This is a genomic window from Neobacillus niacini, assembly GCF_030817695.1.
Taxonomy (GTDB): Bacteria; Bacillota; Bacilli; order Bacillales; family Cytobacillaceae; genus Neobacillus; species Neobacillus niacini_F.
Genome location: NZ_JAUSZQ010000002.1, coordinates 3,143,492 through 3,155,444 on the forward strand (window position 1 = coordinate 3,143,492; position 11,953 = coordinate 3,155,444).

Annotated in this window: 11 protein-coding genes and 1 pseudogene; 1 reads left to right on the forward strand and 11 read right to left on the reverse strand. The window is 37.7% G+C overall.

Going from position 1 to position 11,953, the window contains the following annotated elements; genetic code table 11:
- Positions 1-55: 55 nt before the first annotated feature.
- From QFZ28_RS16005 to QFZ28_RS29820, 10 genes are all read right to left on the reverse strand, one after another.
- Complete coding sequence (locus QFZ28_RS16005; protein WP_307195559.1) at positions 56-1,606, reverse strand: acyl-CoA carboxylase subunit beta; 1,551 nt, start codon at positions 1,604-1,606, stop codon at positions 56-58.
- Positions 1,607-1,639: 33 nt separating this feature from the next.
- Positions 1,640-2,131 carry an acetyl-CoA carboxylase biotin carboxyl carrier protein gene (accB, locus tag QFZ28_RS16010; protein ID WP_307195560.1) on the reverse strand — a complete coding sequence of 164 codons (492 nt, stop codon included), beginning with the start codon at positions 2,129-2,131 and terminating at the stop codon, positions 1,640-1,642.
- A 138-nt stretch (positions 2,132-2,269) separates the two neighbouring features.
- The gene (accC, locus tag QFZ28_RS16015) at positions 2,270-3,622 is read right to left on the reverse strand and encodes an acetyl-CoA carboxylase biotin carboxylase subunit (protein WP_307195561.1); all 1,353 of its coding nucleotides are present in this window, start codon (positions 3,620-3,622) and stop codon (positions 2,270-2,272) included.
- Positions 3,623-3,780: 158 nt separating this feature from the next.
- Entirely contained in the window at positions 3,781-5,307 is a 1,527-nt protein-coding gene (locus QFZ28_RS16020; RefSeq protein ID WP_307195562.1) for an acetyl-CoA hydrolase/transferase family protein, read from the reverse strand.
- Between the two features lie 128 nt (positions 5,308-5,435).
- Positions 5,436-6,086 carry a LytTR family DNA-binding domain-containing protein gene (locus QFZ28_RS16025; protein WP_307195563.1) on the reverse strand — a complete coding sequence of 217 codons (651 nt, stop codon included), beginning with the start codon at positions 6,084-6,086 and terminating at the stop codon, positions 5,436-5,438.
- Between the two features lie 207 nt (positions 6,087-6,293).
- Complete coding sequence (gene istB, locus QFZ28_RS16030) at positions 6,294-7,019, reverse strand: IS21-like element helper ATPase IstB (RefSeq protein ID WP_307195564.1); 726 nt, start codon at positions 7,017-7,019, stop codon at positions 6,294-6,296.
- The gene (gene istA / locus QFZ28_RS16035; protein ID WP_307197045.1) at positions 7,016-8,116 is read right to left on the reverse strand and encodes an IS21 family transposase; all 1,101 of its coding nucleotides are present in this window, start codon (positions 8,114-8,116) and stop codon (positions 7,016-7,018) included. Before istA ends, istB begins: the two co-directional genes overlap by 4 nt.
- Positions 8,117-8,144: 28 nt before the next feature.
- Positions 8,145-8,420, reverse strand: a complete 276-nt coding sequence (locus QFZ28_RS16040; RefSeq protein WP_307195565.1) for a hypothetical protein — start codon at positions 8,418-8,420, stop codon at positions 8,145-8,147.
- Positions 8,421-8,851: 431 nt separating this feature from the next.
- On the reverse strand, positions 8,852-9,835 hold the full coding sequence (locus QFZ28_RS16045) for a dipeptidase (protein ID WP_373428143.1): 984 nt from the start codon (positions 9,833-9,835) through the stop codon (positions 8,852-8,854).
- Positions 9,811-10,047, reverse strand: coding sequence for a hypothetical protein (locus tag QFZ28_RS29820; RefSeq protein ID WP_373428079.1), 237 nt, complete (start codon positions 10,045-10,047; stop codon positions 9,811-9,813). The genes QFZ28_RS16045 and QFZ28_RS29820 overlap by 25 nt, the downstream gene beginning before the upstream one ends.
- A 112-nt stretch (positions 10,048-10,159) precedes the next feature.
- Between QFZ28_RS29820 and QFZ28_RS16050 the strand changes: the two genes are divergently transcribed.
- Positions 10,160-11,347, forward strand: coding sequence for a hypothetical protein (locus QFZ28_RS16050; RefSeq protein WP_307195566.1), 1,188 nt, complete (start codon positions 10,160-10,162; stop codon positions 11,345-11,347).
- 42 nt (positions 11,348-11,389) lie between these two features.
- On the opposite strand, the pseudogene QFZ28_RS16055 reads toward QFZ28_RS16050, so the two are convergent.
- A pseudogene (locus QFZ28_RS16055) lies at positions 11,390-11,902 on the reverse strand (AAC(3) family N-acetyltransferase); the annotation flags it as partial.
- Between the last annotated feature and the right edge of the window lie 51 nt (positions 11,903-11,953).

Consider the following 11,953-nt stretch of genomic DNA (forward strand, 5'->3'; position numbering starts at 1 on the left):
TCTCCACACGTTTTATTCTATTTAAATAAGTGGACTCCCCCGCAATAGAGAAAGTTTATAAAGGGATATTTCCATGCCTTTTCTTAGGTAATTCCTTTTTCTTATTTTTTAACATTTCCAATGCACTGGCTATACTTTTTCTCGTATCCCTCGGGTCAATTACGTCATCAACTATTCCATTTGCAGCTGCAACGTATGGGTTGGCAAAACGTTCGCGATACTCGTCAATTTTTGCTTGCCTAAAAGCCTCTGAGTCCGGACTTTCACTAATCTCTTTTGCAAATAAAATATTTGCTGCTCCAGCTGGTCCCATAACAGCAATTTCTGAATTTGGCCAGGCAAACACTAAGTCTGCCCCGATTGCTTTACTGTTTAAGGCAACATACGCACCACCGTATGCTTTTCGAAGAATAACTGTAATTTTTGGCACAGTAGCTTCCGAATAGGAATATAAAATTTTTGCACCATGTCGGATTATCCCACCATGCTCCTGTTGGATACCTGGGATAAACCCACTAACATCTTCGAATGTGATTAATGGAATATTAAAGCAATCACAGAATCGGATGAAGCGTGCACATTTGTCAGAAGAATTAATATCAAGTCCTCCAGCCATCATCTTTGGATTATTTGCAATTATCCCAACTGTATCGCCGTTTATTCTGCCAAATCCAATGACAATGTTTTTCGCAAATTTCGGTTGAACTTCCATAAAATCTTGATCGTCAACGATTAAATGAATCACTTTACGAACGTCATAAACCTTTGTTCCATCAATCGGAACAACATCAAGTAGTTCATCGATTCGCTCATCTAAAGGAATTTTATTTTCTGGTTCTTTATAAGCTGGTTTCTCTTCATAATTAGGAGGTAAATAGCTAATTAATCGTCGTACTTCGTTTAATACTTCTTCTTCTGTCGCTGCAGAAAAATGCGCATTTCCACTTACCGAGGAATGAACATTCGCACCACCTAAATCTTCACTATTAATCTTCGCTCCCGTTACCGACTCAATGACCTTTGGACCCGTAATAAACATTTGACTTGTTTTTTCCACCATGAAAACGAAATCAGTAATAGCTGGGGAATACACGGCTCCACCGGCACAAGGTCCCATAATCACCGATATCTGCGGAATTACACCTGAATAAATGGCGTTTCGGTAGAAAATATGGCCATATCCGTCTAGTGATAATACACCTTCTTGAATACGTGCTCCTCCTGAGTCATTCAATCCTATAATAGGAGCTCCATTTTCAGCCGCTAAATCCATGATTTTTGTAATCTTTGTCGCATGCATTTCCCCAAGAGCTCCACCGAAAACAGTAAAATCTTGAGCGAAAAGGAAAATAAGGCGTCCATCCACTTTACCGTATCCTGTAACTACTCCCTCTCCTGGAGCTTCTCCGGAACCATATTCAAGCCCACGATTTTCAATGAACGGGTTTATTTCTACAAATGTCCCTTCATCTACTAATAAGTCAATTCGTTCTCTAGCAGTGAGCTTCCCACGGTCATGTTGGGCATCAATCCGTGCATCACCACCACCCAACTTCACTTTTTCACGTCGTTGTTCCATGATCTCGATTTTATCGAACATATCCATAAGATGCCTCCCTGATGTATATTTTTTAATTGGTTATGCTGTTTTCACAAGAAATAAGGGCATTCCATATTCAACAAACTGACCATTTTCTACAAGGATATCAATAATTTCACCACTAACTTCGGCCTCAAGCTCATTCATTAGCTTCATGGCTTCAACAATACAAAGCACTGTATCTACGTTTATTTGATCTCCCACTTTTACATATGCGTCTGAATCAGGTGATGGTGACGCATAAAATGTTCCAACCATAGGGGAGGAAATTGTATGAATCGATGGATCATCAGCGTTCGTCGATGGTGTTTGAATTTCTTCCTGTTTTTGAACAGGAACTGTTTCCACCTTCACGGGAGCAACAGGTACTTCGTTTTTGATCTGTGTTTCTTCCATTAGCACAACTTGTCCAACATTGTTTTGTTTACTTATTGTTAATCGCTCATTATTTTCACCTTTAACCGTTAATTCTCCGATTGAAGAACGGTCCACTGCTCGAATTAGTTCTTTAATGTCATTTATTTTAAACATGTTAAAACACTCCTTTTATCAATTAAGTTTTGAACAATACATCGTTTTACCACATTAAATTTCTTCACAACGACTTTATTATTTGGTAAAGACGGTCTGTCGGATTATTAAACGTTCAGCCTTACACCGTCAATTTAATTAAGTTAAAGCCACTAATGTATTCGTCTCTAAAAACTTTGTATTAAAGTTTCCAGCTGAAAAATCCGGATGATCTAGTAGTCGAAGGTGGAAGGCAATCGTAGTATCGATTCCTTCAATAACAAATTCACTAAGGGCTCTCTTCATTTTAGCAATAGCTTCTTCTCGATCTTTTCCATGAACTATTAACTTTGCAATCATCGAATCATAAAATGGTGAAATTGTATATTCAGGATAAACTGCGCTATCGACCCGGATACCAAAACCACCAGGTGGTAAATATAAACCAATTTTTCCTGGGGATGGCATAAAGTTTTTATCTGGATTTTCTGCATTAATTCGGCATTCCATCGCCCAACCATTAATACTAATTTCTTCTTGCGTAAAGGATAGCCTGTATCCTGAGGCCACAAGTAACTGTTCTTTTATTAGGTCTACTCCTGTTATTAGCTCTGTTACAGGATGTTCCACTTGAATACGCGTATTCATTTCCATAAAGTAGAAATTTTTGTGTTTATCTAGTAAAAATTCAATCGTTCCTGCTCCGGAATACTGTACGGCCTTCGCTGCTTTTAATGCCGCCTCTCCCATTTCCCTTCTTAATTCTTCATTAAGAGCAGGAGATGGCGCTTCTTCAATCAGCTTTTGATGGCGTCTTTGTATAGAGCAATCACGTTCACCTAAGTGCACAACATTCCCATAGGAATCCCCCATAATTTGGATTTCAATGTGACGAGGCTCTTCGATGTATTTTTCTAAATAAACACCTGCGTTACCAAAAGCCGTTTGTGCCTCTTGCTGCGCCATTGAGATCGCCTTTATTAAACCCTCTTCACTTTCAGCAACCCGCATCCCTTTTCCACCACCACCAGCAGTGGCTTTTACGATAACAGGATAACCAATGCTTCTTGCAGTAGACACAGCCTCATCAATATCTTCGATTAGCCCATCTGTACCAGGAACAATTGGCACGCCAGCAGCTTCCATCGTTTCTCTAGCTACAGCCTTCGCACCCATTTTACTGATCGCCTCAGGTGACGGTCCAATAAAAATGATATCGTTTTCAATGCATTGTTGAGCAAAGCCTGCATTCTCAGCTAAAAACCCATAACCAGGATGAATAGCATCTGCATTTGAACCTTTAGCAACACTTAATAAATTTGATATGTTTAAGTAGCTCTTTGATGATAAATGTGGTCCAATACAATAGGCTTCATCAGCTAATTGAACATGCAGTGCATCTTTATCTACCTCTGAATACACAGCAACTGTTTCAATTCCTAATTCTTTGCATGCCCGAATAACTCGAACTGCAATTTCGCCGCGATTTGCGATTAGTACCTTCTTTAACATTCTTTCTCACCCCTCCAGATAATTCCTGATTGTACCAACTAGTCGGTCTAATCTTTGGATTTTACAACTACTGATATATTAATTTTTAAAGAAGTCATGCTAAGTTACTTTCCTGTTAATCCCTTTTACATCTATTTTGATTCCACATTGCCAGGTTTTCACTGGACAACTTCAAATACAGTGTCAAGCATTGTTCCCTTTTTAGCAAGATTCGTATACCATGTAAATGCTTTATCGAGATTGTGTGGAGTTTGATGTCCGCCGGTTTGTTCAAGTGCTTCATCAAAGTAAGCTTGGAGTTGCGGACGATACATTGGGTGGGCACAATTATCGATAATCTTTTGTGCGCGTTCTTTGGGAGCAAGTCCTCGTAAATCTGCATACCCTTGTTCTGTAACGATCACATCGACATCGTGCTCAGTATGATCAACGTGTGATACGAATGGAACGATACTGGAAATCTTTCCGTTTTTTGCGATAGATTTTGTTAGAAAAATACCAAGGCGCGCGTTACGAGCGTAGTCCCCTGATCCACCAATCCCATTCATCATTTTAGTTCCAGAAATATGTGTAGAATTTACATTCCCATAAATATCACATTCTAGAGCCGTATTAATGGAAATTAAACCAAGTCGACGGATAATTTCCGGATGATTAGATAGTTCTTGAGGTCTGAGAATCAATTGATCCCGGTATTTTTCTATGTTCTCATACACTTGGTACCCTTTTTCTTCAGACAATGTAAAGGAACATCCGGAAGCATATTTAACTTTTCCAGCATCCATTAAGTCGAATACTGCATCTTGTAAAACTTCTGAATATATTTCCAATTCTGAAAATTCAGAGTTAAGGAATCCGCTCAACACAGCGTTCGCTATCGATCCTACACCAGATTGAAGTGGAGCAAGTTCCTCAGTAAGTCTCCCAGACTTCACTTCTTCACGTAAGAACTGAAGAAAGTGATTAGCCATCAACGCTGTTTCTTCATCTGGGGGGACAATTGTAGATGGTGCATCCGGTTGATAGGAAACAACGATTCCTACTACTTTATCAGGATCGACCGAAATACCTATTGTTCCGATACGTTGATCTACTTTAGTCAAGGGAATGGGTTCACGTTCTCCTTGTTTAGCTGGTATATAAATATCATGTATTCCTTCTAATTCGCTAGGATGTGAAACATTTAGTTCAATAATTACATGTTTAGCGTGTTCGACGTAGATAGCAGAATTGCCTACTGAAGTAGTTGGAATGATTAATCCTTCTTCTGTAATGGCCATTGCCTCTACGATTGCAAAGTCGATTGGTCCAATCAATCCAGAGCGTACTAATTCTGCTGTGTGTGATAAATGTTGGTCAACGTAAATGATTTCTCCAGCGTTTATTTTTTTACGCATGAGAGGATCTGCTTGAAAAGGCCAACGTTTATTAATAATGTTAGCTTCCGCCATATATTGGTCAACTTCTGGACCTAATGATGCCCCAGTATATACATCAACTTTGAATGATTCAGTTTTAGCTTTATTTACAAGTGCCGTTGGAACAGCCTTAGCATCACCTGCACGGGTAAATCCACTCAAGCCCAATTTCATGCCATCTTGAATCCATGATGCTGCCTCTTCCGCACTCACAATTTTACCCCTAAATTGTTCATTACGAATTCTATCGAAAGCGCCTTCATTCATAAATATCTCTCCCCCATTCCTCTTTTTTTCTATTCTATCAACGATTTAATAGGGTCACATTTATTATTGAATGAAAAGGGTTAAATATGGAATGAAACAGCATTTTTAATGCATAAAAAACTGAATTTTCAAAACCCAAAGGCGCGCCTAAATTGTCCTGAGTAAGTTTGACTGACGGGAATTTTAGAATCGTCTCTCATCACCAACAAAAACGTCGAATGAAAATCGGGTAAAATTTCAACAATATGATTTACATTTACAATGTACGACCGATGAACTCGAATAAATAAGTCATTAGGCAGAATAAGTTCCAATTCACTTAAATTCAATTTATGGAATCCTTTTACATGTTTGGAATATACTCTTGTTTTACGATTTTGTGCCTCTATATATATCACTTGATCATTTGCAATAGGCGTCCAGCTATCATTTGTTTTTACAGTCAGAAATGATGTGAACAACAATTCAGGTTTTGAAGGTAAAATAGTAGTTATCGTCCCCGTTGGAACACCTTCGTCAATAATGGGGACTGACATACCAAAATAGGGAACGCCAAATCCATTACCCTGAATAAACTCAGAAATCTTTTGTCCACCACTTAGTGCTTTAAACGTTACCGTATCTTCATATATTTTGTCGCCAGGTTTAATTTTTAAATCGATTCGTTTACTTGGTTGATAGTATATGAATTGATGATTATTTGATACAGCAATCGAGGTGTCTTTTGGAACATGTTCACCTAGCACATTTAATATTGATTTTACCGTCATTTGGTCCATTAATCCTCACCTCTACCATTCATTTTATTTTACTATTTTAATATAGGATAAATCATTATGGCATCCTATTAATCCACTTATATTTTACATCTATTATTTCGCGATTGAAATAAGAAAAAGTAAACAAAACTGCTTGTGTATTTTGCAAGAAAAAAGTGCATAACTGCGCAAGGCTTTTTGCAGAGTTTTGCCACCCAATCTATATAACTACCTAGCCTTAGATAATGCGTTGGAAAGCCTGTAACTTCCTCCATTGAACGTTAATACATGTGCGTGATGAATTAACCGATCCACTAAAGCAGCTGTCAGCCTCGAGTCAATGAAGATCCGATTCCATTGGCTAAATTCAAGATTTGAAGTAATGATTAAGCTTTTTTGTTCATACCAATCGGCAATTAGCTGAAACAACAATTCGGAACCTTCTTTACTAAAAGGTAGATAACCCATCTCATCAAGTATAATCAAGTCTACCTTCTCAAACCTTTTTCTAAAGGAAGGTAACTTATCCTGCTTTAGTGCCTGTTCTAATTGCTCTATGAGGAGAGATACACGATAGAATCTCACCTCATAGCCCATTTCACAAGCTTTTCTTCCTAATCCTGTTGCTAAATGCGACTTTCCAGTCCCTGGTGACCCAATTAATACTACATTCTGCTTTTGTTTGATAAAGTCCAAGCTCGTTAAACCTTCTTTATCAATATGTGTGGGAAATCGAATTCTTTCGTTCCATTCATAGCTGCTTAGATTTTTAGAGTCTAAGAATTTAGCATTTTTAATAAGACGCTGCACCTTTGCTTTCTCATGCAAACGAAACTCTTCCTTAAATAATGCTTCTAAATATTGTACTGGAGAGTCAAAAGGGATGGTCTCATATATTTCAGATACATAAGCCAATCTCAATGACTTACACATGGAACGAATTGATTCACTCATGATGACTCACCCCTTTCTAAAGGGGCCAAGGAGTCGTATTCAGACCAGTCTAGCCCGAAGGGGTTTTCATTCTTCCCCGAAATTAAATCATAGAATTCCTCGTTAATTCTCTTCATATCATGTGTTACAAGTAAATTTACTAATTCCAGTAATCTCTCTTTTCTAACCATTAAATCATCAACCATCAGGTAATCATTAACTCTTCCAGGTAGGTATTTTTGATATCTTGAGTAAGGTACAACCCTTGGTTTTCGAATCCAGTCCTTGAAGATTGAAACCCAGGGAATAGCTCTTTTCTTGTTCATATAAGGCCTGAAATCTTCTAATAAAATTTCCCCATCGGGGGAAACAGCTTTAAATTTATCCCAATATAATACAAAATAAATAAATGGATAATTCGACGCTTTGGGAATATGTATTAACGTGCTATCTATCTTCGCCTCATTAAACTTATTCACCTTTGCCTCCACTTCTTTAAATACTGGGTAATCTTCAGATGGCAACTCTAGTAAATAGCTAATCTCTTTATTCCAAAGGTCCTCGATCATTACTTCTTTCTCATAATGAAGTCTTTGCCTGTCATTTTGTAGCTGAACACGAAGTGTTTCCGTTAATTCTTCAATGCTATTCATGACGGGAGATGTTGTAAAGAAGTTATACCGAAAATAACCCACTTTATTCTCAACACTACCTTTTTCATGCCCACTGCGAGGATTACATACCTGAACTTCAAAACCATAATGGTTTTGGAATTGGATAAAAGCATCAGTTAATTTGGCCTCTTCGGTTATGGATCTTACTTTCTTTACAGCAGGGGTCAGATTATCAATTCTAATTCTTCTTGGAATACCACCCGATTGTGAAAATAACAGTTTTAACCCATGAAGAAAACATTCTTGGTTTTCGGAGGGTAATGGTACTGCAAAAGCTGCGTTACTATGTGGATATGACATGACTAAAACATGCGTATCCATAAATTCCCCGTCTTTTACAACCTCCATTACCCCAAAGTCTACTTGGGCTTCACTAGGAGGGTGCTCTAGACGATCATGCCCTTTATCAATTTCTTCATTATGGCTATTCTCCCAGTCAGAAATAAAATAACAGACTGTACGATATGAGCCTTTAAAGCCAAGGCCTTGTAATTCTAAACATTGCTTTCTTGTTTCGGCGTAGCTTCTTCTTTAGCTTACTATCTTCAAATAGCCAATCAGAAATTATTTCTCCCCACTTTTCTGTATACATCATGCCAGTTGGCTGTTTTATATTAGATTCGGGTAATTGATTTTCATCAGCATATTTCTTAGCTGTCCTCCAATTAATCCCTAAAGTTTCCTTAATTTTTGTGATAGATAGTCCTTTTTTGTTTCTGAGGTGTTTGATACAATTAATATCAGACATTGCTAGCATCCTTTCGTAATCCTCCACTCTGTATTGATTCGACACCTATACAGTAGAGGGACTTGGGGTGGCTGGCAAGTCTTTTTTTGTGCACCTATTAAATAAAGTGCAGGACTCTGCAGTTTTTACTTGCAAAGGTCTGCACTTTTATTTTGCAATAAACAGCTTGATTAAATTAAATAAAAAAGTGAATTCTACATAGTTTATAGGAAGAGGAATAATGCTAGATTCCTTTAGGAGGTATATTCAAACAGAAAAGGACTTCGATACCGTAAAAAGCCAATTTCTTTTAAGAAATCGGCACTACGAAATATAATAGAGAGATTAAACTCTCAAAACTAAACAAACAAGTAACAGTCAACTTTTTATCAGTTCACAAGGACTGCATTATCCTTAGAAAGGAGGTGATCCAGGTTATTCCTTTCATCTGTTTAGACCCGTTCTAAAAATGAACAGATCGTTAAGCTCCCTTTATCAAAGTTTTCTAAGTTAAAATGTTCATTCGGAGCATGGAGATTTTCATCTGGCAACCCGAATCCCATTAAGACAACAGGAGTATTTAGGGTATGGTTGAAATCCAATACAATCGGAATCGAGCCCCCTTCTCTTTTATAAACAGGTGATGCACCATAAACCTGTTCGTAGGCTTCAGCCGCTTTTTGAATCATCATATGATCGATTGGGGTTAAGAATGGATTACCTGTATCTTGAAGTGTCACTTTTACCGTGCATCCTTTTGGTGCTTGTTCTTCCAAATATTTTTTGATTAAGCCCTGGATTTTCTCTGGATTTTGATTATTAACTAGACGGCAGGTGATTTTGCCAGGTGCCTCGTTCGGAATCACGGTTTTTGTACCTTCCCCCTGAAATCCACCCCATATGCCGTTTAATTCTAATGTTGGTCGAGAACTGATTTTCTCAGGATATGGATAATTTGTTTCCCCTCCCGTTAATTCTGTTAATCCTAACGATTTTTTTAGCTTTTCTTCATCAAAGCCCAGTGCTTTAATTTGTTCCTTCTCAAATTCTGTCAATTCTAAAACCTCATCATAAAAATGATCAACATTTACCTTTCCATTTGCATCATGAAGAGTAGAAAGCAGCTGCACTAATAAATGGTTAGCGTTCTGACCCCCCCCTCCGAACATACCTGAATGCAAATCCGTAGTATTAGCGGTTTTAAGGGAAACCTCGAGAGCACAAAGACCTCTTAAAGAATAAGTAATCGCAGGAACTCCTCTATCCCGCATATCAGAATCGGATATGACCACCACATCACAGGCTAATTTTTCTTTATTTTGTGATAAAAACTGTGGAAGGTGCGAACTTCCGATTTCTTCTTCTCCTTTGATACAAAATTTTAGGTTTACCGGTAATTTATTTTCTACTTTCAGTAGTGCTTCGACAGCTTTAATATGTAAGAACGTCTACCCTTTGTCGTCTGTTGCCCCTCTGGCAAAGATTTTTTCATCGCGGATGTCTGGTTCAAACGGAGGAGTTTCCCATAAGTGAATGGGTCATCGGGCTGTACGTCATAATGACCGTATACTAATACAGTTGGCGCATTTTCCTGATGAAGCCAGTCTACATAAATAATCGGATTTACTATTACTATTGAATTCTCCATAACCGAACCCGTAGGTATATTCAAAAAACCTCCCCTTCATGAACGAATAATATAGACAATCAATATTAGAGTGTAAAAAAAGACAAACTAACCATAGCGGGAGGAATGTTTTATGGGCAAAGTTTTATCAGGAGTTTTCAGTGGATGCACTGTAAAAGCAAATAAAAAAAGCCTAAAAATCGAGCATGGATCAGCTGATCTTTTGAATATACGTAATATCATTAACTGTGAGGTAATGGAAAGAGTTCATGGCTATATAACCGTGAAAGTTCGTTATATTAACAAGGGATTTGAAAGGGAAAGCATACTTCAATTATCAGAAACTGAATTTCAGGTCCTTATTGTAGTCCTAAATGAAAAATCTGAGAAAAATATTAAAGTGGTCATGCCATTAGGGAAGGAACATGGAAAGAAGCAGAAAAAGAGAACCAGAACTTGTAGAACATGCAATATTGAAAAGAATCTTGAATCGTTTGTTGTTCCTGAAAATATTAGTGGCTACGGTTTTATTTGTAAAGAATGCAGGGAAGAATCTGCTAGAAAGTGGTCAGAACGTAAGGCAAGAATGGACGATCCAATTTGGAAGCAAATTGGATTCGAGTCTAGGGAAGAGTTTAATAATAGCTTCAAAGGTATTCAATACTCGAACCTATTGTATTCAAAATGGAAAGATGGGTACGAAATTATTAAAAGTGGAAAATCGGAATCAATATCAATGCCTGTGTCAAATATGCCACCTGCCGTCAATCGGTGGGTTGGAAGAGTTCAAAGGCATAAGAATCGATGGATTGCCATCGATAGAAAAGGAGTAGTACGTGTTACTGGAAAAACAAGGGATGAGGCAGTTGAAAATTTATTCGATAAATTAAAGTTTTCCCAACGACAATCTCCCGAAAGCATGAGTGAAACATTTTTTACGAAAGTTGCCGGGGTAACATTCAGTAATGAAGATGGTTCGGATCGACAATCAATACTTAAACATTGTCATACAGGAGAGAGTTTACTTTTAATTCCTGCACCAAATCCAGATCATCCTGAAGCCATCAAGGTTTGCCGTAATAATAAAGAGCAATTGGGTTGGTTAAAATCTCATGTTGCAGAAAAAATGAATCCTTTACTAAAAAGAGGAAAAAAAGTAACAGCCGTTATTTCGGAGCTAACTGGTGGAACAGAAGAAAAACCTACAAAAGGATGTAATATTCAAATTACTATCGATGAGGGACCATCCTATTTGAATTTAATCATGATGAATGTAATAAAAAAGCTATTCCATTTCGTCAAATATATTTTAAAGGGTTAATAAGCTATTAATTTACTAAATATGGTATTTTTCAGAGGTATGACCCATATGTCTTCTTTGCGGTATGGAAATTTCCGTTTTATCCGGTAATATTGTGTAAAGCATTTCGTGATTATCGGTCAATCGGCCTGGTATATCAAGCCATTCCTCGACCCCATGAATATATGTACATCTTCGTAAATCGACTCCTACTAACAAGATGGTTGCATTCCGATCGAGTAATTTCCCCCAACTCGATTCGCGTGCACAAGGCGTATCGAATTGTTATTTCCCACAATAAACTCATGTGCCTCTTTTCCCAAGGCAGCTACCGAATGCGTTGGATACCATGAGCGAACAATACTCGGACGTTTTCGAAACAGTTCCGTTAGCAATCCAACACAAGATGGTGAGTCATTGACATAAAATCGAGGATTATTCGCACGACCATGTATGAGCAGGAAAACCAAAAGACCATTTTTCATATATTCTGTAAGTACATCAAGTACCAGTATCCGCCCCACTCTCAACTTGTCCAATACTTTTCATTGATGAATGAATTCGTCGATTCCCAATTCTTTAATGTGCTTTAACAAATCTTGTTTATGTACATTGCAATCAACCTTT

What these genes read in the sequence shown, in the direction of transcription:
- accB (WP_307195560.1), bottom strand. Translation starts at nt 2,131, where the DNA reads ATGTTTAAAATAAATGACATTAAAGAACTAATTCGAGCAGTGGACCGT.
- QFZ28_RS16025 (WP_307195563.1), bottom strand. Translation starts at nt 6,086, where the DNA reads ATGGACCAAATGACGGTAAAATCAATATTAAATGTGCTAGGTGAACAT.
- istB (WP_307195564.1), bottom strand. Translation starts at nt 7,019, where the DNA reads ATGAGTGAATCAATTCGTTCCATGTGTAAGTCATTGAGATTGGCTTAT.
- QFZ28_RS16050 (WP_307195566.1), top strand. Translation starts at nt 10,160, where the DNA reads ATGGGCAAAGTTTTATCAGGAGTTTTCAGTGGATGCACTGTAAAAGCA.
- QFZ28_RS16040 (WP_307195565.1), bottom strand. Translation starts at nt 8,420, where the DNA reads ATGTCTGATATTAATTGTATCAAACACCTCAGAAACAAAAAAGGACTA.
- accC (WP_307195561.1), bottom strand. Translation starts at nt 3,622, where the DNA reads ATGTTAAAGAAGGTACTAATCGCAAATCGCGGCGAAATTGCAGTTCGA.
- QFZ28_RS16005 (WP_307195559.1), bottom strand. Translation starts at nt 1,606, where the DNA reads ATGGATATGTTCGATAAAATCGAGATCATGGAACAACGACGTGAAAAA.
- QFZ28_RS16020 (WP_307195562.1), bottom strand. Translation starts at nt 5,307, where the DNA reads ATGAATGAAGGCGCTTTCGATAGAATTCGTAATGAACAATTTAGGGGT.
- QFZ28_RS29820 (WP_373428079.1), bottom strand. Translation starts at nt 10,047, where the DNA reads ATGGAGAATTCAATAGTAATAGTAAATCCGATTATTTATGTAGACTGG.